This is a genomic window from Desulfosediminicola sp. (assembly GCF_048381775.1).
Classification (GTDB): Bacteria; Desulfobacterota; Desulfobulbia; order Desulfobulbales; family Desulfocapsaceae; genus Desulfopila; species Desulfopila ganghwensis.
The window spans coordinates 149,037-171,315 of the sequence record NZ_JBLXGE010000011.1; the positions used below are offsets into that span (position 1 = coordinate 149,037).

At 49.9% G+C, this 22,279-nt stretch carries 20 protein-coding genes; 3 read left to right on the top strand and 17 right to left on the bottom strand.

Annotated features, from left to right (window positions below; genetic code table 11):
- Window positions 1–18: 18 nt before the first annotated feature.
- The 15 genes from ACN5NT_RS17615 to ACN5NT_RS17685 all read right to left on the bottom strand — a co-directional run bounded on the left by ACN5NT_RS17615 (window position 19) and on the right by ACN5NT_RS17685 (window position 18,302).
- Window positions 19–777, bottom strand: coding sequence for an AAA family ATPase (locus ACN5NT_RS17615; RefSeq protein WP_136799043.1), 759 nt, complete (start codon window positions 775–777; stop codon window positions 19–21).
- A 310-nt stretch (window positions 778–1,087) separates the two neighbouring features.
- Complete coding sequence (locus ACN5NT_RS17620; RefSeq protein ID WP_419176301.1) at window positions 1,088–2,026, bottom strand: CoB--CoM heterodisulfide reductase iron-sulfur subunit B family protein; 939 nt, start codon at window positions 2,024–2,026, stop codon at window positions 1,088–1,090.
- A complete protein-coding gene (locus tag ACN5NT_RS17625; RefSeq protein WP_419176302.1) occupies window positions 2,023–3,768 on the bottom strand; it encodes a 4Fe-4S dicluster domain-containing protein in 1,746 nt (581 codons plus the stop codon). The genes ACN5NT_RS17620 and ACN5NT_RS17625 overlap by 4 nt, the downstream gene beginning before the upstream one ends.
- Before the next feature lie 661 nt (window positions 3,769–4,429).
- Window positions 4,430–5,950 (bottom strand): PAS domain-containing sensor histidine kinase, encoded by a 1,521-nt coding sequence (locus tag ACN5NT_RS17630; protein ID WP_136799046.1) that lies wholly within the window; start codon window positions 5,948–5,950, stop codon window positions 4,430–4,432.
- Window positions 5,951–5,987: 37 nt separating this feature from the next.
- Complete coding sequence (locus ACN5NT_RS17635; protein ID WP_419176303.1) at window positions 5,988–6,518, bottom strand: hypothetical protein; 531 nt, start codon at window positions 6,516–6,518, stop codon at window positions 5,988–5,990.
- Window positions 6,519–6,550: 32 nt separating this feature from the next.
- Window positions 6,551–7,090 (bottom strand): hypothetical protein, encoded by a 540-nt coding sequence (locus ACN5NT_RS17640; protein ID WP_419176304.1) that lies wholly within the window; start codon window positions 7,088–7,090, stop codon window positions 6,551–6,553.
- Between the two features lie 216 nt (window positions 7,091–7,306).
- Complete coding sequence (locus ACN5NT_RS17645) at window positions 7,307–7,690, bottom strand: response regulator (RefSeq protein ID WP_136799049.1); 384 nt, start codon at window positions 7,688–7,690, stop codon at window positions 7,307–7,309.
- Window positions 7,691–7,740: 50 nt separating this feature from the next.
- Window positions 7,741–8,664, bottom strand: coding sequence for a methylenetetrahydrofolate reductase (locus ACN5NT_RS17650; protein ID WP_136799050.1), 924 nt, complete (start codon window positions 8,662–8,664; stop codon window positions 7,741–7,743).
- A complete protein-coding gene (locus ACN5NT_RS17655; protein WP_419176305.1) occupies window positions 8,661–9,329 on the bottom strand; it encodes a methylenetetrahydrofolate reductase C-terminal domain-containing protein in 669 nt (222 codons plus the stop codon). Before ACN5NT_RS17655 ends, ACN5NT_RS17650 begins: the two co-directional genes overlap by 4 nt.
- A 34-nt stretch (window positions 9,330–9,363) precedes the next feature.
- Complete coding sequence (locus ACN5NT_RS17660; RefSeq protein WP_419176306.1) at window positions 9,364–9,804, bottom strand: hydrogenase iron-sulfur subunit; 441 nt, start codon at window positions 9,802–9,804, stop codon at window positions 9,364–9,366.
- A complete protein-coding gene (locus tag ACN5NT_RS17665) occupies window positions 9,804–12,845 on the bottom strand; it encodes an FAD-dependent oxidoreductase (RefSeq protein WP_419176307.1) in 3,042 nt (1,013 codons plus the stop codon). The genes ACN5NT_RS17660 and ACN5NT_RS17665 overlap by 1 nt, the downstream gene beginning before the upstream one ends.
- 78 nt (window positions 12,846–12,923) lie before the next feature.
- On the bottom strand, window positions 12,924–13,796 hold the full coding sequence (locus ACN5NT_RS17670) for a methylenetetrahydrofolate reductase (protein ID WP_419176308.1): 873 nt from the start codon (window positions 13,794–13,796) through the stop codon (window positions 12,924–12,926).
- 71 nt (window positions 13,797–13,867) lie between these two features.
- On the bottom strand, window positions 13,868–15,190 hold the full coding sequence (locus ACN5NT_RS17675) for a (Fe-S)-binding protein (protein ID WP_419176309.1): 1,323 nt from the start codon (window positions 15,188–15,190) through the stop codon (window positions 13,868–13,870).
- A 773-nt stretch (window positions 15,191–15,963) separates the two neighbouring features.
- Window positions 15,964–17,850, bottom strand: a complete 1,887-nt coding sequence (locus tag ACN5NT_RS17680) for a bifunctional homocysteine S-methyltransferase/methylenetetrahydrofolate reductase (RefSeq protein WP_419176310.1) — start codon at window positions 17,848–17,850, stop codon at window positions 15,964–15,966.
- A 269-nt stretch (window positions 17,851–18,119) separates the two neighbouring features.
- On the bottom strand, window positions 18,120–18,302 hold the full coding sequence (locus ACN5NT_RS17685; RefSeq protein WP_136799057.1) for a hypothetical protein: 183 nt from the start codon (window positions 18,300–18,302) through the stop codon (window positions 18,120–18,122).
- A 465-nt stretch (window positions 18,303–18,767) separates the two neighbouring features.
- Here ACN5NT_RS17685 and ACN5NT_RS17690 point away from each other — a divergent pair, with 465 nt between their 5' ends.
- Window positions 18,768–19,835: a hypothetical protein gene (locus ACN5NT_RS17690; RefSeq protein WP_136799058.1), complete on the top strand. Its 1,068-nt coding sequence runs from the start codon at window positions 18,768–18,770 to the stop codon at window positions 19,833–19,835.
- A 62-nt stretch (window positions 19,836–19,897) separates the two neighbouring features.
- On the opposite strand, the gene ACN5NT_RS17695 is transcribed toward ACN5NT_RS17690, so the two are convergent.
- The gene (locus ACN5NT_RS17695) at window positions 19,898–20,353 is read right to left on the bottom strand and encodes a MarR family winged helix-turn-helix transcriptional regulator (protein ID WP_419176311.1); all 456 of its coding nucleotides are present in this window, start codon (window positions 20,351–20,353) and stop codon (window positions 19,898–19,900) included.
- A gap of 17 nt (window positions 20,354–20,370) precedes the next feature.
- On the bottom strand, window positions 20,371–20,817 hold the full coding sequence (locus ACN5NT_RS17700) for a hotdog fold domain-containing protein (protein ID WP_136799060.1): 447 nt from the start codon (window positions 20,815–20,817) through the stop codon (window positions 20,371–20,373).
- A 333-nt stretch (window positions 20,818–21,150) separates the two neighbouring features.
- On the opposite strand from ACN5NT_RS17700, the gene ACN5NT_RS17705 reads away from it, so the two are divergent.
- Both ACN5NT_RS17705 and ACN5NT_RS17710 read left to right on the top strand, forming a co-directional pair.
- On the top strand, window positions 21,151–21,312 hold the full coding sequence (locus ACN5NT_RS17705; protein WP_419176312.1) for a hypothetical protein: 162 nt from the start codon (window positions 21,151–21,153) through the stop codon (window positions 21,310–21,312).
- A 102-nt stretch (window positions 21,313–21,414) separates the two neighbouring features.
- The gene (locus tag ACN5NT_RS17710) at window positions 21,415–22,251 is read left to right on the top strand and encodes a sulfide/dihydroorotate dehydrogenase-like FAD/NAD-binding protein (RefSeq protein WP_136799061.1); all 837 of its coding nucleotides are present in this window, start codon (window positions 21,415–21,417) and stop codon (window positions 22,249–22,251) included.
- The last annotated feature ends 28 nt before the right edge of the window (window positions 22,252–22,279 follow it).

A 22,279-nucleotide genomic window follows, 5' to 3' on the forward strand; every position in this document is an offset into this window, starting at 1 on the left:
TTCGGGTGGAAATGTTTTTCAGGCAGTGATGGTTTCTTCCATCATTTGCTGAACAGCGAGCACAGCGGGTGAAGAATCATCAAGCTCCATAAGCGATCGCTTAGCCATGTCGAATTCGAGCAAAGCCGGGTCATTCGGAATCGTTCCAACTATTTCCACCCCGATTTCATCGACTTCTGCCATGAATGCCTCACCTAAGGTTTCCGGAGCCCGGGTAACTACAATGCCGAGCCGCACAACTTCGAGTTTCAGGCTGTCGAGCATCTCGTAAATACGGCGAAGAGCGCGTAAACCACGCAAAGAGTAATCGGTTACCAGGTAGAGCATATCAACCTTGCCGGAGGTCCTTCTGCTTAAGTGCTCCATGCCGGCTTCGTTGTCGACGATCAGGTGTTTATAGCTGGCGGCGAGACGATCGGTAAAATTATTGAGAATATTGTTGACCATGCAATAACAGCCCTGGCCTTCTTGTCTGCCCATTACCAGCAAATCGAAAGTTGACCGCTCGATGAGGGCCTGCTCAACAAGTGTTTCCAGATAGTTCACCTTATCCATACCGGAAGGGACACCTTGCGGGTCACGCATATAGTTTTCCCGGATATCTCCTACAGTGGTCGGTACCTCGACTCCCAATGTTTCCCCGAGATTACTATTGGGGTCGGCGTCAACCGCGAGAATCGGTGTTTGACCGGTATTGGAAAGATGACGAATAACGAGGGATGCAACGGTGGTTTTCCCAACGCCGCCTTTGCCAGCAAAAGCTATAACTTTACCCATACTATCTCCGTTCCAGGTTGAAAATGACACGTTGTACTGCACCGGCAGGAAGTTTGGTGTAGAAGTATGGCATGCTTAGAATTGACACGCCATCCATCTAAAACAGCGACATCCTTCCGGGCAAATATAAAGACGAAGAGCGATTCTCTTTTGTCACTCTCCGCTCCGGTTAACCCGACTGTCTCATGAGTCATTCGGGTCAAGTCATAGATAATACCATTCATGGAATTTATGAAAGTAAAAAGCCACCCCGACGGATAAAAGGATGGCTTTTAATTCATCTATGTTAAAGCGAGAAAATCTATGGAGCTCAGGTAGTTGTTTTGACCTTTTTACGACTCTTCTTGGGCTCGACCGGGGGACCGAGCAGGGATTGTAACGAATCAATATCATCACTGCTGATGGTCTGATTATCGGGCAGGCCAAGAGTGGTGGGTGGAAGTCCCAGGCATAAACCGAGCAGTTGCGGATACAACAATACGGGGAAGGGCGTATCGGTAGCTTTATCCGGCTGTTTTTTCAGGTTGTTGACCTGGGCGATATCAAACTGAAGATAGCAGTATGCGCAGATCGGCACGATAAAATCAACTCCTGCTGCCTGGGCTCCTTTGATTTTTTCATCGAGTAAACTGTTGGCGAGTTCATCATTGATGCCGGCCAGGGCCGCGCCGCAGCATTCGAGCCGCCCTTGCCAGTCGATGCTCTTTGCCCCTGCAGCCTGCATGAGCGAATCGGTAATCGCGGGTACAAAAGAGTCATCGAAATTGGTGATTTTTCGTGGTCGCAGAAGATGACAGCCATGAATCACTGCGCAATCGAGTTTGGTGTATCGGTAGTGGAGTTTGGACTTGATGGTATCAATACCAATCTGGTCATGGAGGATGGTCAGGAAATGTTTCACCTGCGTCTTGCCCGTATATTCCAGACCTTCTCTGGCCAGTACCTCATTGAGTTCAGCGGCTAGAGCTTCGTCATTGGCGAGTACATGCTGTGCTTTTTTCAGGCTCTGGAAGCAGCAGTTGCAGAGCACCATGATGTCGAGGCAGGCTTTCTCAGCCAGGGCGAGATTTCTTGCTGAAGGCAGAATATACGATTTTTCATCGACATTACGCATTGGATAGCCACAGCAGTTAAAATCGTTTTCCACGTGCAACTCAACATCAAAAACTTTCAATACAGCCTCTGTCGCCGTTGCATATTGCTGTATGCGTATTGGGATGTTACAGCCTTGAAAAAAAGCGTATTTCATGAGCGTTCTCCGGAATCAATTTTCTTCAATGCAGCGTTTTTCAAGTTGTAAAAAATATCGGTGAGTTCAACCTGGTTGGGGCAATGTTCCTGGCACAGGTAGCAGGTCGAGCAACTCCAGATCATTTGAGAGCCCATGGCGACTTCACTGTTACCGATTCCGAGGCTGTATATGAGCTGATGTGGCAGCATATCAAGAGACTCGACAGGATTGCTGTAACTGCGGACCACGGGGCAGATGTTGGTGCATCGCTGGCAGGAGTAACAACTTTTATAACTGTCATTCAGCATGCCTCCGGCAGGTGAGAGAGACAGTGGCAGGGCAAGGTCCGTGAGTTTTTGGAAGGTTCTGCGAAATATTTCTTCAACTGCCTTCAGCGCCTTGAGATGACTGTCTGGATATCGTTGAGCAAGAGCCAGCGGAAAGGAAAAGTGGCTGATCAGGGTCTTTTCGGGTATGCCGTCTTCCAGAAGCGCGTAACGGGCATTGATGAAGATACCTTTAAGGTTGATTCCGGATGGGCAGATCTCGGTGCACCTGTCACAACTTGTGCAGACGTATAACCCTTCCTGGAGTTGCTTGCGGGTTTGGGGGGCAATCGGATTGCCGGCTGCCAGATGCTTGAGAAACTGCATCTTCTCTGAAGGAAGGATGAAATCATTTTTAAATGATTCGAAAAACATGGAAGAGGAACATTCTGTAGAGCATGATCCGCAGTGGGTGCAGGCAGACAGGCCAACCATCTGACTGGTAAGTGTGTTGGCGAGACCGGGCCCCTCATTCTCTTCTAATTCTTGGGCGCCCGGGCCGACTACGCTTCTTGAAAGAAGGCTGACCGGTGCGGAGATGATATGAAACATCTTGCTGAACGGCAGCCAGGCGAGGAAGGTCAGACAGAACAGTACGTGGAGAAAATAGAACAAGCCTACCGCTGTACTGTCGCCAAGAATCATGGCAAAGGGACGCGTTATAGCCTTAAGGCTGTAACTGGCAAAAGCGGAACTGTTTGAGGCGTGGCACTCAATACAGCTGAAGCTGTTCGCCTCGCGACCAAGCTCAATCTGCGCGGCTGGAATTTGGCCAGAGATATTCGGTGAAACAAGACCATTCTCAGCGACCCAGAACGCCTCAACATTGGCAGCTTCTGCCTCGTCGAATGCACCATACTCCTCCATCATCGACTGGAAAACAGTGTAGGAGGATATGCGCGAACCTTCCAGCAGCATTCCTGATAAAATAATTACCCCAACCAGAATCAAGGCAGCCCAGTCACTATTGTAACTTATGAGACGCTTTGACTTGAGCGTGATTCTTCTGAAGACCGCGATACCAATGCCAGCAAGAACCATTACTCCGAAGAGGTTACGGAGAAAGAGATATGGGTTCAGGGTAGAGACGTAATTCGTAAAAAGGTTGGCACTGATTACCGACTCCATGGCGTGCATCAAAAGAAGCAGTATGAAACCAGCAAAGATGAGGCTGTGCGCGGTCCAGCGAAGGAGTGATTTCTGCATTATCCGCTTTTGAAAAAGCAGATCGGTGAATATCGATTTGATGAGCGAGATGACCTTGCCGCTGAAAAGAGTGGCAACAACAGCTTGCAGGGCCCAGGTTAGTCTTTGAAAGGGTGAAATAGAGAATGATGGCGGATGAATTCCCTGGGAAAACCATGCGTAGAGTCGGAGCGCCAAACCTACCAGACAGGTGAGAACTGCTAGTGTCAGAAGTATGTTGAAGTTCATAATAGGTCTCTCTGCCCTCTGTTATGTTCGTGGTTGAACTTGTTAAGGCTTCACAAAAACACGCTATGTAATTGGTTATATATTCCTTTCGAATACTGATTACATCTGTGTAGTTGTGCTGCTGGATCCCTCCGTTGTCTTTTCAGCTGGCTAGGTAGTTTTAGATGTATGATATGGTTTCAAGGGCTTATGGTTCAGCATTGGAGTTGATAAAAAAGATTGAGGTAAACGTTTGTCAGAGGCTCCTTGATTTATAACGTGTATTGTTTGCCAAATCCATATTCTTATAAAGTTTTTTGCATAAATATCTAAATTTGTATAGGGATTGATCAAGCTTCTAAGGGAATAGGTTGTTTAAATATCTTTCTTCTAACTGCCAAAGTTGTATGAGGCTTTTATCATTGGAATTCTGTCAGCCATTAAATTACACCTGGCGAGCCCTGTGGGACGCTTATTACCCCTAATCTTTAGCTTGAAAAGGGGAGGAGAGAGGTGTGAGGCGTGACAGATGGGCAAATGTTTTTTCTTGAATAGATTCATTAGGTCGTGTTGCAGGAAACGCTTCCTGAAGGTTAATATAGTACACCTTTCCACCTAACTCCTTGCTCCTCACGCCTCTTGCTTCGTGAAGCAGCGCGTGAGGGATAATCAGGAATATCTATCAACAGATAGAGCAATATGGAAAATCGTCGTTAACCGGTTCTTCCGGAAGTTCGAGAACAATTGTCGTACCGTCATCGCCCGTTTCCTTGAGGTAAATTTCTCCTGCGTTTTCCTGCATTATGCCATATGCCATGCTGAGTCCGAGACCAGTACCCTTACCGGGTTGTTTGGTGGTAAAGAAAGGATCAAAAATCTTCGAGCGAATCTCGCTGCTGATACCGTCACCGGAGTCCTTAATTTCAATAAAAGCTTTGAAGTCTTCGGTTTTATAGGTTGTAAGGGTGAGGGTGCCATTTCCTCCCATGGCGTCGAAGGCGTTCAGCAAGAGGTTGATAACCACCTGACAAAGCTGATTCTTATCTGCATTAACAAGTATTGGCCGTTCATCGTAATTCTTGATAATTTTGACATTGATAAAGAGTTTTTGATCCCGAATCAGGCCCAGACTTTCATTGACCATATTGTTGAGATAGAAAATAGCTCGTGACGGGCTGGTCTGTCGTGAGTAGGCCAGCAGGTTTTTGACAATCGAGGTGCAACGCTCTGCGTCTTCAAGAATAAAACGGAGATTCTCAGAAAACGGGTGGTCAGACTCAAGCGCGTTATACATGATATTGCCGTAAAGCAGAATCGAGGTGAGCGGGTTGTTGATCTCGTGGGCGACTCCGGCAGCAAGGCGTCCGATAGATGCGAGTTTTTCAGAGTGGGCCAGTTGAACCTCTGTTTCCTTGAGCCTTCTGGCGACAGCGTGCTTTTCACGAAGGTCATTGAATATGGCTGCGGTAGCTGTCTCTGTACCATCCTCGTAAATTATGGCCGCAGTCATTTCCACAGGGATCGATTCACCTGATCGAGAGACTATTGCCACGTTGGTGACAGGGAGTTTACCCCGGCCGCCGATGGACTCATCACGCAGGTCCTCCATTATTGCCCGCGCCACGCCGGGGGGGTAGAAATCCTCAATGCTTATTGATTCTTCATCCAGGAGTGAATAGCCGAATAACTTTTCAGCTGCTTCATTGACCAGAATGATTTCCCCACTACGGTCTGCTGCAACAATGGCGCTGACTGAGCTTTGCACAACCTTATCGATCAACTCCCGCATTTTTGAGTATTTTCGCTCAAGATGCTTGATTTTACTAATATCCCTGATTGATTCAATGATGTATTTTACTTCGCCGTTATCATCGAGGATGGGGGAGAAGAAGCGTTCTTCCCACTTGAGGTTACCGGAAAGATCTGTAGATTTTATCTGGATCGATTGTGTGGTGCCGGTTTCGACCGCAATTTGATGGGGGCACCGTTCAGTGGTACAGGGCAGAAATGAGGCGAGGAGCTGATTGTTTTTTTTATCATAACAGCATCGGCCTGCCAGTTCTTCACGACTGGTTTGAAATCGTTCGTAAAAAACTTTGTTGGCGGCAATAATCTCTCTTTCCCTGTTCAGTATCAGGGTAGGATGAGAGAGCGAATCAAATATTCGTATCCGCCAGTCGAGTTCGTCCAAAAAACGTTCCATGCCAGTAACAACTCCATAAATGAGATTTAAAGGGTGTTCAATTTCGCAGCAGGTCTTTTCTGGCTTTGGGTTCAGGAACTACAAATGATGCTGAAAGTATATTTCGGGCTTCTTCGGCTTTGCCTTCCTCCACTATCAGATAGACACTGGTGCCGGTACAACTCGCGGCATAAATCAGTATATCGCTTTGAGCCAAAGTGCTGAAGGTTGCTTCGGCGATTCCATACCTGTCCTGAAAGTGGGGGCCATGAAAGGAGAGCAATTCGACCTTGCGAGGTTCGCGTACCAACACATCATCGGATGTAGCTGCAATCTGGCAGAATATTCTGACTACGGTATCTGCATCTTCGTTGTCGGTGGCAATACAGAAACGATATCTGCGTTCAGAGTCCTGCTGAACCAGAGTCATGGTGAAACCTTTATTATTGCGGGCTAACTGGTCTGCACGTTCACCTGCGGCCTCAAGCTTGTCAAACGGCAAGTCCAGTTCGATCAGGGATATGTTACGCTTGATTTCATAGCCATAAACCCGTACTACCGGTTCCCAATATACTGCAATCGTTTCCAAATCGTACCTCCATGAAGCTGAGGGAGAAAGTATCAGGGGCTGATCTGTCGAATGCGAAATTCCTGACGAAATGGCGAGTGATTATCCGGCAGATCGAGAACCTTCGCTAAAGCTGATAGTGCAGCGTCATATTGGCTAAAATCAGTCAGGATGGATAAGGCCGAGACGGAAGTACAGAGGCCATTAATTGGCAGTCCATCTCCAACTAATGTTGAGAGAACCTTACCTAATAATGAAAAATTATGTTTGTGGGGGTATATGCTCAGTGCCCCGACGGTTGAATGAGTCGTAATATTCTTCCCTGCCGGTTTCATTCCCGTAAGCGCGGCCAGGGTGGTGTCTGTATATTCGGGGAGTGTGCAAAAGTTGGTTGTAACGGAACTTTTTTCAGCGTACAGCGATTGGCTGAGAAAGAAAATGTTGATCTGTTGACGGGAAAGTGTGCGGAGTGCCGAAAGCAGGGCGCACGGCTGGTGTATGCGGCGTGAGTACTTGAATAGAACAAGCTCGGGGCTGAGCTTTATTCCGCCAACACTGAGACGATTCTCTGTTCTTGCAAGCTCTCTATCCATGGACCTCCATAGTGGAGATGAGCGGTTTTAGAGGTTTTCATGCAAAAAAACGAAAAACGAACACAACCCGCGAATGTCACATGTTTATGGAAAATGCGGGATTACGTGCTGCAATTTGAAATATATCAGAAAAACTGCTGCAGGGTATGGACTTGCCTCTACCGCTGCAGCAGTTGTACTACTGTGTAAAGTCACCTGTAGAGTGAACTTTATATACTACAGATTGTCACGAACTATCCCGACGAGTTTATCCAGGTCAATCGGCTTGGAGATAAAATCATCGGCGAGGGTAGTCTTGCCCCCCAGATGGGTATAGTTGGTGGTACCGATAGCCTCGGTAACAGCGGTTAACAGGACAATATTGATATCCTTGTAGTCGTCTGATGTTTTAAGTTCATCACACAGAGTGTAGCCATCCTTTCTGGGCATCATTACATCGAGCACCATGAGATCGGGACGTTCTTCCTGAATCCTGTCCATAGCCTCAATGCCATCATACGCCTTGGCTACCCGGAAGTGTTCATTTTCCAGTTTCATGGAGACCATTTCCACGAGATCTGTATCGTCATCTACGACCAAAATCAGTTGCTTATCGCTCACGTGTACTTCCTCCTTGCACAAGGTTGAATTGATATCATCCTAACACGCATTTATACTTGAGGGCGTGGCAGAAGTCCCGCTCTTTCGCAAATTTCCTCAACTTTTTCTTCCCATTCGATAGCCATGATATGGAACCCGGCGACGCCCTCGATCTTTTTGATGCGCTCGATAGCCTCAACGCAGATCTTGACGCCTTCTTCAGGCTGTTGCTCTTTAGGAACAGACGCCATGCGATCGACAATCTCTTGAGGAACGTCCATCCCCGGCACTCTGTTCTTCATGAAACGTGCCGCACCAACAGATTTAATCGGTGTAACACCAGCCATAATGTAGGCTTTCTTGTGCAGACCCATTTTGCGTACGCCTTCCATCCACTCTTCAAACTTGGGAATGTTGAAGATGCACTGGGTCTGGATAAAGTCAGCCCCGGCGTTGATCTTCTTGGCGAGACGCATTACGCGAAGCTCAAACGGATCGGCAAATGGGTTGGCGGCGGCACCGATGAACATCTTGGGCGCACCCTTGATTTCGGCTCCACCCTGGAATTTGCCTTCGTCACGCATATCTTTGACCATCTGGATCAGCTGGACAGAGTCGATATCATGAACGTTGGCTGCCATTGGGTGATCGCCAAATTTGGTATGATCGCCGGAGAGACAGAGCATGGTATCTATGCCAAGAGAGTAGGCGCCAATGATATCTGCCTGCATGGCCAGACGGTTACGGTCACGGGTTACCATCTGCAATAAGGGATTCAGCCCTTCTTGTTTACAGATGACGGAGGCAGCAAAGCTGGACATGCGTACCATAGCTGTCTGGTTATCGGTGATGTTGACGGCATCGACCACACCCTCCAGGTATTTGGCTTTCTCCCGGACCTTATCAGGCATCGCTCCGCGTGGGGGACCACATTCCCCGGTAACTGCAAGATGGCCTGCTGCGAGTACTTTTTCTAATCTGCTCTCAGTTTTCATTCTGCCAAGTCCTCTCTGATGATCTTACGGGGTCCACTGCCATAACCGGTACGCCAGTCTTTTGCAGGATTAATCTTTACAAAGTTTTCGGTCTGACCGAGAGCCTTGAGGCGATCCCAGATCAGCTGCCAGGCGCAATCGACCTCGGGGTCGATTTCGCAGCTGCCTTTAGTTGAACCACCACAAGGACCATTCATCAATTTCTTGGCACAGCGAGCGATGGGGCAGATGCCACCGGTCTCGCCAAGCAGGCAGTTACCGCAGCCCTGGCATCTTTCGGCCCAGACTCCCTGCTGCTCCGAGGCACCCATGAACTTGGTGTTTACAGCAGGGAAAACAGGCTTGTCTTTATAGCGACCGGCCAGGGTCTGTACGCCACAACCGCAGGCCATGGACATGATGGCATCGGCATCGTCAGCCATGGTGATCAGTTCTTCCACATATTCAGGGTCGCACTGGCGCTCCAGGGTGTGTTCCCGTATTTCAATATTCTTGCCTTTCTGCAACATGGACATCTGCAGACCCGAGGCGAGTAAGCCGACTTCTTTGCGTCCACCGGCGGCACAGACGGTGACGCACTCGTTGCAGCCGACAAGAAGAATCTTCTGGTAAGGTGAGATGTACTCAATCAGTTCTTCTAGAGGTTTACGTTCAGCGGTGATCATTGTAATTCACTCTCCTTCTTGGTTTTACCTGCCATCACGCCGCCTGCCCTTTAAGCTGGGCGGTGGCGACATTGATCGGGCTCGGGCCGAGCTCGCGAATTTTTTCCGTCATCTCTTTTGCGGTTTCCGCAAACTGGTTTCCCATGCCGGCCGACATACGGTACATGGCCAGACGTTCAGGGCCGATACCCAATTCATCAAGATATTTCTGAACGTATTTGACCCTGTTTGCAGCCTGGTCGTTCCCTTTCTTGAAATGACAATCTCCTTTCAGGCAACCAGCCACATAGACCCCGTCGGCGCCTTTTTCAAAGGCTTTTACCAGGTGCAGGGCGTCTACTTTGCAGGAGCAGGGTACCCGAATGATTTTGACATTGGAGGGATAGGCAATACGCTGGCTACCTGCCATATCCGCCGCTGTATAAGCACAGTAGTGGCAACAGAAAGCCACAATTACCGGTTCAAAAGTTTCCATTATGCGTTCACCTTCAGAAAGAGTTCCTGGAGTTTGGCGAGTATGCGGTCATCCTCGAATTCCATAAGCTGTATGGCCTTGGCAGGACATTCTGAAGCACAGGCACCACAACCCTGGCACTTGGCCGGATCAATCTCGGAATAGCCGTCTGCGTTAATGAACGGCACGTCAAAAGGACAGGCGCGTACACAAACCAGGCAAGCTGCACATTTATCGCCGTCAACCCGTGCCACCCGTGCGCCAAGGTTGATGGTATCCTTGGTCAGCATGGTGAGCGCTCTGGAAGCAGCAGCTCTGGCCTGGGAGACACTCTCGCGAATGGACTTCGGTGAGTGGGCGGTACCGGCGATAAAAAAGCCGGGTTCAGGGAGGTCAACCGGTCGCAACTTGATATGATCTTCAAGGAAATAGCCGTCGTGGGTCCGCGGCAGTTTGAAGATCATCGCAATCTCCTCGTTGGTGTCCTGATCGGCGATCAGGCCGGTGGAGAGACAGAGCTGGTCAGCGCTTACGGTAATCTCTCTGCCCAGAAGCGGGTCGGTGAAGGTTACGTCGATCAGGCCGTCTGCCTCGGCTACCTGTGGCAGGTTGTCGAGGTCGTAGCGGACGAAGATGACACCTTTTTCTCTGGCCTTGCGATAGTACTCTTCCTGGAAACCGTAGGTGCGCATGTCGCGGTAGAGTACGAAAACTCTGGCTTCCGGGTTGATATCAGTTATCCGCAGAGCATTTTTGATCGCATTCTGGCAACAGATGCGTGAACAATTTGGATTATCCTCGTTGCGGGAGCCAACGCATTGGATCATCACGACGTTGTCCCAGCTTTTCACCAACTCAGGAGTTTCGTCGAGAATGTTCTGAATCTCGATCTGGGTACCTACCTTGTCAGACCTGTCGAGCAGGTACTGATCCGGGCGGTTTGGTTTGGCACCGGTGGCAAGGATTGTCACGCCATGGGAGATCTGGCGATAGAATAACTGCTTGCCTACCTGCATGCCGGTCTTGAACATGCCGGGCATACCGGTATGGTCGACGATAAGAGCACGGGTAATAACCTCGATGTTTTCGTGACTATTAACCTTTTCTATCAATTCTGCCAGGAATGCTTTAACGTCGGCACCCTCGAGGGTCTTGCTGAGCATACTGGTTATACCGCCAAGCTGATCAAACTTCTCTGCCAGATATACCTTGGAACCCTGATCAGCCAATTCGATAGCAGCGGTCATACCTGCCACACCGCCGCCTACCACGAGGGCGTCTTTGTTCATCGGCAGGGTCTGGTCGGCAAGAGGTTGTGCCTTTAATACGCCGCCCACAGCCATCTTGATAAGATCTTCGGCCTTGGCGGTCGCTCTTGCGGGATCACCTGGATGGACCCAGGTTGCCTGCTCACGTATATTGGCGATTTCAAGCAGATACTTGTTGAGACCTGTGGAACGGAGCAGATCCTGGAATTTCTCCTGGTGGGTGCGCGGGGAGCAGCCGCCTATAACAACGCGGTTTAATCCCTGCTCCTCGATGGTAGCCTTGATGGTTGCCATCGATTCCCTGCTGCAGCCATGCCCGACAGCCTGGGCCACGGCAACATTGGAGATCTTGCCGGCGCTCTCGACAAGTTGTTCAACATTGACGGTATTGCCTATATTCTCACCGCATTCACAGACAAAGACACCAACTTTGGGTGCTTCATTTGCAACTTCGCGCTCGGCTGGGAACAGTTCTGAGGCATGTTTGGTTTTCTTGACGGACTCGACATCGCGAGAGGCCATACAGGCAGCGGCACTCGCCTGGATCATGGTCTCGGGGATATCTTTCGGCGCTTGGTAGGCACCACAAACATAGATACCGGGAACCGAGGTTGCCTGTGGGTTGAACGACTCGGTTTTAGGAAAGCCGTCGCTGCGCAGTTCGATACCCATCTTTTCGGCCAGCACCTTGACGTCGTCACCAACCTTGAAGCCGGTGGAGAGAACCACCATGTCGAATGCTTCGTCATGCTGCTCGGTTGACCCGTCGTTGGTGTAGGAGAGCAGGAGTTTCTCTTCGCCTTCAGGCTGGAGGATACTATGTGGCCGGCTATGTACGAAACGAACGCCGAACTCATCTTTGGCGCGGGTATAAAGCAGCTCGTAGTCTTTACCGAAAGTACGCATATCCATATAGAATATGGTCGCTTCAATATCGTCACCGAAACGCTCCCTGGTAACCATCGCTTCTTTCATGGCGAACATACAACAGGCACTGGAGCAATGCTCACCGGCACCTTTTTGCAGACCGCGTGAGCCGATACATTGAATCCAGGCTACTTTCTTTGGTGGCTCACCATTGGAGGGGCGAACCAGCTTGCCCTGGGTAGGACCGGATGCAGAAAGAATACGCTCGTACTCCAGGCTGGTTACCACGTCTGGTTGTGTTGCATAGGCCAGATAGTCGAGGTGGCTCGGATCAAAAAGAGATGCGCCGGGGCTGAAAACGATAGCTCCGCATTTCAATTCCTGATTGCGACCGATATCGTCCGGGTTGATAGCGCCGGCCGGGCACACCTTCATAAGTGCTTCCACATCGTCGCATTTAGTCAGATCGATGGCGAATGCCTGTGGCGTAGCTTGCGGGTACCGCATGCAGGTAGGCGCGCGGTGATCGAGACCGGGAGTGAAGGTTACGCACTCCGGAAAAGCCTTATGGCATTCACCACAGGCTGTACATTTATCAAGATTGACGTATCGTGGGGCAGTGGTAAGGCTGACGGTGAAGTTGCCTTTTTCGCCTTGAACGTCGGTGACGCTGGTGAGTGCCAGTAGATCGATATGATCCTGCCTGCTGCTCTCAGAGAGATTGGGAGCCAGTGTACAGAGATCACAGTTATTGGTGGGGAAGGTTCTGTCCAGCTGGGTCATAAGGCCGCCAATAGCGGGGGCCTTATCCACCAGCACAACATCCTTCTCCGCCTCGGCAAGATCAAGAGCAGTACGAATACCACCCATGCCTCCACCGATAACAAGTACCTTGTTGCTGCTTTGAAGTTTATTTGTGTTCTGCATTTCTACCCTTCATTTGCACAGGTTACGCAGGGTTAAACGAAATAATCGGTCAATCCTTCTGCAATATGCCGCCTCTAATTACATTCCTGCCGCGTCCAGGATCTCAGGCAGCTTGTGTTCCCAGCCGAGCGTCTGCACCAGCACGCCTTGGGTCATTTCACGTAATGCTGCAATGGTCTCACCTGCAATCTTGACCCCCTCCTGGTCGCGGTTGGGGGATTTACGGATACGGCTGATGAGCTCATTGGAGATTTGGGAGCTGGGTTCCGTGGTGGCTATGTACTGGGCTATAGCCAGTGACTTGATGAGAAATACGGTCGGAATAACAGGAACGCCCAGTTCGCGAACCTTGGAGTAAAAGCCACTGAAGTGCGTTATATCAAACACCGCCGGGGTGATGACAAATGAGGCACCTGCTGCCACTTTGTCTTTGGCCAGTTTGAGTTGCTGTACCATTTGCGCTTCATCGGCAAAAGGTTCGATAGTGCAACCGGTGGTGAATGTGGGAACGCCGTCAAGTTCGAAACCTTCCATGTCCTTTCCACGCTGTAGCTGAGCAATGCCTTTCAGCAACTCAACTTCGTTGAGGTCATTGACCACGACAGCTTCAGGATGGTCTCCATTTTCAATATCCTCGCTATGGGCAACAATAAGGTTCTGGATACCAAGTACATGGGCCGCGAGAATGTCACCCTGCAGGGCCATTCTGTTGCGGTCACGGCAATACACATGCAGAATTGACTCGATACCCTGCTGCTGCATCAGCACGCCGCCGGCGATGCTGCTCATTCGCATAATACCGTTGTCCATGTCCGGGATGACAACTCCGTCGATCTTCCCTTTCATTCTGCGGGCGTCATTCACCAGCCTTGAGATATTCACCCCCTTGGGTGTGTGCATCTCGGCCAGAACAACAAACTCGTTCGCTGCTAATCGCTTTTGAAAACTCATACGTTTCTGCTCCCTTCATTCCTGTAAGTTGTGATCAGCTCCAGGACATTGGTGAAAACATCGTATGGCCACTAAAAAAGAGCTGTTTCGGGGTGAAAAACGTCTACGTCTTTTAAATCTTCTCCTAAATATTCCCGCTCATTGGGACCTAAAATTCCCAGTGAGAGGCAGATGAGTGTCCAGAGATGGACAGTGCTGTATGTTCCACCGAAATGATGACCGATGTCATGGACCTGGGCGTGACAGTTATGGCAGCCGGTGATGCAGTAATCGGCTCCGGTTTCGATAATCTGGTCGAACTTCTTCTTGCCGTAGGCCCTGCGTTCTTCAGGGTAACCAGACTGCAGGAAGCCACCGCCACCGCCGCAGCAGTAGTTGTTGGATTTGTTTGGTGTCATCTCGATGACATTTTCTTCACCGACCACTGATTTCACGACAAAACGGAGGTCATCGGCCACAGCGTCACCATAGCCCTTCCTGACGATCTGACATGGGTCCTGGATGGTGAACTTGATCTTGCGATCGCGGTTCCAGTCGGAGTTCACCTTGAGTCGACCCTCACGGATCCACTTGGCGTAGTATTGATAGATGGATGCAACTTCAAAGTTATGCTCAACACCGAATTTTTTCAGTCCGGCCCGGACTGAGAATGTGATGTGTCCTCATTCCGTATTGAGAAAGACCTTTGTCCCCAACTCGTTGGCCTGGTTGGCCGAGACCCGGGTAACATGCTCCCAGCATTCATTGTCGGCCAGGAACAGGCAGTAATTTTCTGCCGCCCAACCTTTGGAACCGTACGTCCAGTCTACTCCTGCCAGGTGCAGGATCTTCCAGAGCGGTACCAGTTCATCCGGTTCGGTTACCGGTTCACGGGAGTTCTGATTCAGGAAAAAATGGGCGCCGGGTTTATCAATGGGCGCTGCCATATCCTTGAACTCGGGCTGTGATTCCTGATATTCGGCCAGAACGTCTTCGACCACGAAGATGAAGTCGTCGGGAGCGGTTCCCATGGCGCTGTTGGAGGGGTTCCTCAGGGCCATGTCGCAGGAGTCGCGAATACCCTTGGGGCGTTCATCACGCGGCCAGCTGGCGCGGGCGTTGAAAACCAGTTGAGGAATGTCGATTTGCATGGGGCAGACGTAGATACATCTCTGGCACATAGTGCACATCCAGACCCATGGTGATTTGGTTGCCTCTTCATCCATGCCCATGGCACACATGCGCAGGAATTTGCGCGGATCCATGTCTGAAAGTCCCGTAGCCGGGCACCCTGAGGCGCAAGCGCCACAGGTGAGACATAGATTGAGGTTCCCGCCTGTCGGCAGGATCTCCTTTACCTGGTCGATGAAGAAGCTCTCTTTCTTGCCTTTGATTTTGATACTGCTTTCTGCCATAAACTCAATCCTCTTTCTGCCCTGCCCGCGTTATGGAGCAGGTAAATTCGATTGCCAGTCAGAACAAAAAACATCATTTTTCAGGCTGCTATGGCTGATATCACCATTATGTAATTAGTTGACCTCCGTTTTATATTTCTGGGTTTTGCTGAATACTCTGCATGCGCGAATCGTTTAAGCATGCTTGATAAGCGTCTGTGATACTCTCACGGGCGCTGGAAGGCGGGATCTTTTCAAGGGGAGTGTGATCTGGGATAAGCCAGTTCAGGGATACGGAGTATAGCGGTTCGGTAACGCTTGCAAATGCGAGCGGAAGAGAACGGGAAATATGATAGTTGGTTACATACCATACCGCTGGTGTCCGTTAAGTGTCATCAGTGTTGGAGACAGTTGTCGGCCCAAACATGGGGGGACAATTATCTCATATCTAAGTTGGCCTGTTTCCTGCCATAACCAATGAGGCTGAACCGAATCTACTGAGAGGATTTTTAAAAGTCAATTGTTTAGATTAGGCTGTAACTTACTACAGGGGCTTGAGAAAACGGAGCCGAGCGACCGATCGTCAACGCGCGTGTGAGCTGCAATTCAGTAGTTTCGGGTAATTAGGATTGTGTTGGAATTTTGCACCAGAAAAATAATTGATAAATAGAGCTGTATATCAGTAAGAGTTATGAAATAACTAAATAAATCTGAATGAATCTTTGTGATAGCAACGTTTGCACAATTGGTCGAAAATGTGGTGCCAGGAGTGGTTCTGTGGCACCACAAAAGGGCTAGGCGCGGGTGAAATCCTTAATGCGACCACTGCCCTGGTATTGAGCGTTCCGGATCTGTTTTACGTAATTGAGGACGATGTCCCACTTGTTGAGAGGGCTGATCAGGTAAATGCCATCTATCATGGTGGCGACCTGGTCAATCAGTTGGGCAGTAAGCTCAAGTGCGACCTTGCGCTGGTCGGCAACCTGGTCGTACCTGGCAAGTTGCTCACGCACTTTTGACGGGACATGGATTCCTGGAACTTCGTTATGTAGAAATTCGGCATTGCGAAGGGAGATGAGTGGAAATATCCCAGGGAAGATCAAGGCATTGATGTGGGAAGTCTTTTCCACCATCTGTGATATCGCTTCAGCCGAAAACAGCGGCTGCGTCATAACAAAGCGGGCCCCGAGTTCAACTTTCTTTTCCAGGCGGCGAATCTGGAAATCGGGGTTTTGCGGCCTGAAGCTAAAGGCTGCACCGATGGAAAAATCAGTATTTTTTTTAAGTGATTTCCCTGCCATGTTGGCACCATTGTTGAGACCGTTCAGCATGGAGATAATGCCGTGGGAGCGTAGATCAAAAACGCCGCTTACGCCAGGCTGGTCGGTGCCTGTGGCTGAGTCGCCGGTTACCCCGAGAACCGCAGGGATGTCGAGCAGGTGTGCTTCCATCATCCGGGCCTGAAGAGCAAGCGCATTGAGGTCCCGCCCGGTCTGATGAAGAATGGTTGAGATTTTTGCCTGTTTCTGAATAAGCGAGGCGAGACCAAGGTTGCCGGTTCGCAGTATCGCCAGGGGGTTCTCGGCAAGGGATATGGCATCGGTACCTGCCTCGGCAAGTTTTTCAGCCCCTGTCAGCACATGTTCAATGTCTAGATGGGTGGGCGGGTCAAGTTCCACAATTATTGGCAGGCGATCACCGGTAAGGCCAGCCAGAAATCTGCCTGGCCCGGTAGTTCTTTCACTGTCAGGTTCAGTAGCGGCCTGCGCTACCGCAGAGTGTGCCGCTGGGCGGACAGGTTTAATTTTGAGGACCGATTTGAATTGCTGGATATGAGCAGGTGTTGTGCCGCAGCAACCGCCGATAAGATGAACGCCGCCGCGTATCATCTCGGCCGCTTTTTTGGCCATGTAGTCCGGCTGGGCCGGATAAATGGTTCTGTGTCCTATCATCTCCGGCATACCGGCATTCGGGAAAGCGGAGAGAATAGCCTTGCCACCGCCTGCCTGGGCCATTTTTCTGATCGCGGTAGCGGCGGTATCGACGCCACGGCCGCAGTTGGTGCCGATAACATCGGCTCCGGCACGAAGCATCGCTTCACCGCAATGGAGGGCGTCCTCCCCGTGGGTGGTGGTGCCACCGGTCGGGAAGACCATCTGGGCAATGAGGGGCATATCCGTAACAGTTTCTTTTGCCACTTCAAGAGCAAGCAGCATTTCGTCGAGACTGCTGAAGGTTTCGATAATGAATGCGTCGACTCCGCCTTCGGCAAGACCCAGGAACTGTTCCCGAAAAGAATCCCTGATCTCATCTATGGTTGTCTCTTCATCGATAAGCGGAAAGCGGATCCCAGATGGGCCGACGGAACCTGCGACAAAGACTTTGCCGCCAGCGGCCTTTACCGCAATTTCAGCGCCGGCCCGGTTGATTTCCCGTAGCGAATCGCCAAAACCCATTGGTTCGAGTTGATAGCGACTGGCGCCGAAGGTGTTTGTCTCTATGAGTTGGCTGCCGGCTCGAATGTACTCTTCATGGGCGTTATGTACCGTCTCGGGAGACTGCAAGTTGAGCAGGTCTATGTTCTTGTCCCGGCTTACTCCGCGCTGGTAAAGGTAGGCACCGAGTGCACCGTCGCCGAGGATGACCCGGTCCTGTATATATTCAAGAAAATTGGGCTTCATGTTGATTCTAATCAAGGAATTGGGGGAAAGCCGGACTATTTACTGCGAGCAGGAGCAGACAGCTGGGGTGTGACCAGACACAGTGAGGAATGCGCGGCAGAGAATTGTGAATTATTAAAACCTAAACAATATTGTCTTGTTGAGGTCAAAAATCAAGGTTGTAATACTGAGATTGACAAGGGTGTTCGCTATCTTGTTGAAGTAACAAGATTGTAGGGGGCGGCCTTGTAGTCACCTCCGGCGTCTGTTTGTGCCGGAGGTGATTGCTCTCAGCCTTCTATTGAAAATCTGGCCAGATCTGATTTCCCGGGAATATATTCGCCGATGGGCAATAACCGCTTATTGCTGCCAACACAGTCGATTATGACTTTCCAGAGTGCATCGAGCTGTTCGGTTTCTGTTTCTGACTCAGGAGTGATCTCCACAACTCTATTATCGATTTCAATTTTCATTGTATTCTCCTTGATTTGAGGACATCATAGTGTTGAAGTTTCATTGCTGCTCTGGTATTGATACGTGTTCCGAGAAGATCCTCAGTCCCATCAGCGGAAGTTTTCGGAAGGCTATTTCGCCCAGGGCCTGCCGGCCGGGAAAGACGAAGTGAAAAAAGTATTACTTAACGCCTGAAAAATCGCCTTGCAGTAATCATAGCAATTGCATGGAGCCGAATAAAGGGGTGGGTTAAGAAAAATATCGTTTTCATTCGTGCTGTTTAGAGCTGAAGTTGGTTGAAGGTGCCTGTCACAGGGCTCTATCGAGCAGATCCTCCGTACTCATTTTATACAAACTTGAGATCAAAAAACAGCGGGCGGACCGTGTGACATGAAATACGAAGTGACAGAGGTGCGAGCGGAATTACAGTTATTAGTATTCTTCTGATGCATCATTGAATGAACGCTTACAAAAGGGTTGTAAAGATGTCTGATTTTAAACCATGTTGTCTTCCTCTGCTCATTGGCAGTCTCCCGCTTGCGGATCATAAAGAGGCTGCAGAGCTTATTTTTCAATATACTCCTGAGATGCCAATCTGGCCTCAGCTGCCGATATACAAGAAGGAGGGCATGGTGCCCCAGTTCCTTCCCGGTTTTCCCGGCGTAGATGAATGTGACGGCAAAATCTTTATTAACGGCGAAAGCGAAAATTTTGATGCTGAGTTCCTGGCCTTTTTTGAAGATTATCTGATGGTCACCGAAGGGGCCATGCCGCTCGGGGATTCAAGATTTGCTCTTACTCCTGATATTGCCAGGGGCTTTTTTGAATTCATTGAACTCGCCGGTAGTAAAAAGGAGGAACTTGTTGGTTTGAAGGGGCAGATTACCGGCCCGATCACTTTCTGTACCGGTACCGTGGACCAGGCGGGCAGGGCGATCTTCTATAATGATCAACTCCGTGACGCGGCTGTGAAGATGCTGGCTCTGAAAGCCCAGTACCAGGCACGCAAGATGGCGGAAATCAAGACTCCTGCTATTGTTTTCTTCGATGAACCTGGTCTGTCTGGTTTTGGTACTTCCGCTTTTATCACCATTACCAAGGAAGACGTTATTGGCTGTCTTTCTGAGGTCTTCGATGCGGTGAAGGCAGAGGGGGGGCTGAACGGGGTACATGTCTGCGGCAATACCGAGTGGTCACTGCTCTTTGAGGCCGGGGTGGATGTGCTGAGTTATGATGCCTATGGCTACTTCGACCGCCTGGTGCTCTATCCTGATCAGCTCAGGGATTTCTTTGCCAGGGGCGGTATGCTCGCTTCCGGAATAGTGCCGACCAATGCCGAGTTTGTGGAGGCAGCCAATACCGAGGAACTGGTAAAGCAATGGTTTGAGCAGGCGGCACAGCTTGAAGAGCTTGGTATCTCCAGGCAGACTGTTTACGAGCAAACCTTTATCACCCCAAGTTGCGGAACCGGAACCATCAGCCTGGAGCAGGCGACCAAGGTGCTCAGGCTGACCCGTGAAGTGTCTGAGGCAATCCGGGCGGAGCTTGGTTGATATAATGTGAGGATTAAGGAGCGAGGAGTAGGGCTGTAGCTTCTGCTCCTCACTCAGCTCTTTTATTCCTCGCTCAACCTTTTGAAGTAATTATCAGGCACAGTCTCGAAGCGTCGCATGATCGATTCGAAAAAACGGTCTATAACAGCCACCTCCACTTCGCTGAATCCTTTCATCAGTTCCCGGTTGTATTCAGAAATATAGGGTATGGCCTTTATCCCGATTTCTCTACCTTTTTCAGTGAGATGAAGGATTGAGGCGCGACCATCCTTCGCTGATGGAGCCCGGTAAATCAAGCCATTTTTTTCCATACGTTCTGCGAGGGTGGTGATGGCGGATTTGTTCTGCAACAGTTCCCGGCTCAAATCTACCGGCTGACAGCCGTCGTTTTCCATCAGGTAGAGGATGGCGGCGATCTGGGTGGTGGTGGCACCGACCAGATCGGTCATTTCCCGGTCTACCCACTTTATTAACACCCGTTGGGAGAGGTTGAGCTTGAAAAAGAGCTGATGTTCCATAGCTGCAACTATCCCCGTTACTTTGTCAGTTCACTCACTTTCATGGTGATTTCAGCGCAGCAAACCTCCACACCTTCAGTGTCAGTAATTGAAACCGGAACATCCTTGTCGCCGGGGATCTCCCAGTCGATACCGGAACCATCAGCAATCGCTCTGAGATCGGTTGAGGCCCTGGCCAGATATTTCACACTCATGCCGACGGGTATCCAGCGGCAGTTCTTGGGGATGGATACTTCGGTCATCAGGCCCGCGGCAACTTCAGCGGCATTACACATGGCTATGGCGTGGACGCTGCCGATATGATTGTGGACTTCAGGGGTGTTTGGCATGGTCACTTCGGCATAGCCGGGACGCAATGCCACAAACATCGGGTCAATTGTGCCAAAATAAGGGGCAATCTTGGTGATTTCATGGGAAAACGCCTCATTACCAACAGCTTTGTACAGCTCATACAGCTTGCTCATGCTCCTGTTTCCTCCTTGAGTAAAGGATTACGGTTTAATGATGCCAGCTTATCTGGTAAAGTGCTCTTTGCTCAATGACTATACATTATGTGAGATACATAGTACATATGTGTACTATTGATTTTGGATGCTGGTCAAGTGAAATCAATTTATGCAAATTGAATGTTTGTTGTAACTGCTGTACCTGGATAGGCTCGGGGCGGGAGGATGTGCACAACATGACGAAGATGCACAAATTTCTTCGTCACCTGACACGGTAGGGCATTATGGAGTAACTATTTTATCTAAAAGAGATTTTCTGTCTTGACTACACCCCTGTAAATGGGCTAAGCGTTGGCTGACGCAGTGCAATTACCCGAATTACCGAAAGACCCGGAAGTACGTAAACCGAAAGGGAATCCGAACGAGCGTTCATTTTTTAGCGTCGAGTGCGGCGATATGCTCATCGTCGTGCAGGAGCCCGAGGTTCTTATATTTTGCTACGAAGAAATGTAGAACGTAGTTATGAACATAGTACGGGAGTGGTTCGTTTCATCATATAGCTGAACTGTAGGTAACCTGTTCAGGCCAATGGTATTTATCAACCCGGAGGACAATATGTTTAAGATTGTAAGACGAGAAGAAATGGCTGAAGGAACGGTGATTCTCAATGAGATTGAGGCTCCGCTCATTGCAAAGAAGGCGAAACCTGGCCAGTTTGTAATCCTGAAAGCCAATGAGGAAGGTGAACGCATTCCTCTCACCATGGCTGATACCGATCCGGAAAAAGGAACCATCACCATAATCTACATGGTTGTTGGCAAATCAACTGCGATTTTCAGGGATCTGAAGGTCGGCGATGGGTACCAGGATGTCATCGGTCCCCTGGGTAAAGCAACCCATATCGAAAAAGTTGGCAAAGTGATCTGCGTTGGCGGTGGTACCGGTGTAGCGGTCCTTCATCCGATCACCCGTGCTCTCAAAGAGATTGGCAACGATGTTACGTGTATTATAGGTGCCAGAAACAAAGGCCTGCTCATCATGGAAGAGCAGATGAAAGATGCCAGTAACGATCTGCGTGTCTGCACCGATGACGGCTCTTACGGTCATCACGGCTTCGTAACAGAGGTTATGAAAGAGGTGCTGGAAGGCGGAGATGTGAAGCTGGTAGTCGCTATTGGCCCTGTGCCGATGATGAAAGCTGTTTCCAATATAACCAAAGACTATGATGTTCCAACCATGGTCAGCTTGAACCCCATTATGGTTGATGGCACCGGCATGTGCGGCGGTTGCCGTGTCACAATTGGCGGTGAGACCAAATTTGCCTGTGTAGACGGCCCAGAATTTGACGGTCACAAAGTCGACTACGATGAGCTTATGCTCCGTCTCCGTGCCTACCAGGAAGAAGAAAAGAAATGCCACGACGAGTACTGCACCATTCGTGACGCGAACTAAAATCTTGGTTTCAGGTGATCTGGTCTCC

Coding starts and splice junctions, on each gene's coding strand:
- ACN5NT_RS17695 (WP_419176311.1), bottom strand. CDS start 20,353: ATGGAACATCAGCTCTTTTTCAAGCTCAACCTCTCCCAACGGGTGTTA.
- ACN5NT_RS17665 (WP_419176307.1), bottom strand. CDS start 12,845: ATGCAGAACACAAATAAACTTCAAAGCAGCAACAAGGTACTTGTTATC.
- ACN5NT_RS17640 (WP_419176304.1), bottom strand. CDS start 7,090: ATGGATAGAGAGCTTGCAAGAACAGAGAATCGTCTCAGTGTTGGCGGA.
- ACN5NT_RS17625 (WP_419176302.1), bottom strand. CDS start 3,768: ATGAACTTCAACATACTTCTGACACTAGCAGTTCTCACCTGTCTGGTA.
- ACN5NT_RS17680 (WP_419176310.1), bottom strand. CDS start 17,850: ATGAAGCCCAATTTTCTTGAATATATACAGGACCGGGTCATCCTCGGC.
- ACN5NT_RS17700 (WP_136799060.1), bottom strand. CDS start 20,817: ATGAGCAAGCTGTATGAGCTGTACAAAGCTGTTGGTAATGAGGCGTTT.
- ACN5NT_RS17615 (WP_136799043.1), bottom strand. CDS start 777: ATGGGTAAAGTTATAGCTTTTGCTGGCAAAGGCGGCGTTGGGAAAACC.
- ACN5NT_RS17710 (WP_136799061.1), top strand. CDS start 21,415: ATGTTTAAGATTGTAAGACGAGAAGAAATGGCTGAAGGAACGGTGATT.
- ACN5NT_RS17670 (WP_419176308.1), bottom strand. CDS start 13,796: ATGAGTTTTCAAAAGCGATTAGCAGCGAACGAGTTTGTTGTTCTGGCC.
- ACN5NT_RS17620 (WP_419176301.1), bottom strand. CDS start 2,026: ATGAAATACGCTTTTTTTCAAGGCTGTAACATCCCAATACGCATACAG.
- ACN5NT_RS17655 (WP_419176305.1), bottom strand. CDS start 9,329: ATGATCACCGCTGAACGTAAACCTCTAGAAGAACTGATTGAGTACATC.
- ACN5NT_RS17685 (WP_136799057.1), bottom strand. CDS start 18,302: ATGAAAATTGAAATCGATAATAGAGTTGTGGAGATCACTCCTGAGTCA.
- ACN5NT_RS17630 (WP_136799046.1), bottom strand. CDS start 5,950: ATGGAACGTTTTTTGGACGAACTCGACTGGCGGATACGAATATTTGAT.
- ACN5NT_RS17690 (WP_136799058.1), top strand. CDS start 18,768: ATGTCTGATTTTAAACCATGTTGTCTTCCTCTGCTCATTGGCAGTCTC.
- ACN5NT_RS17660 (WP_419176306.1), bottom strand. CDS start 9,804: ATGGAAACTTTTGAACCGGTAATTGTGGCTTTCTGTTGCCACTACTGT.
- ACN5NT_RS17650 (WP_136799050.1), bottom strand. CDS start 8,664: ATGAAAACTGAGAGCAGATTAGAAAAAGTACTCGCAGCAGGCCATCTT.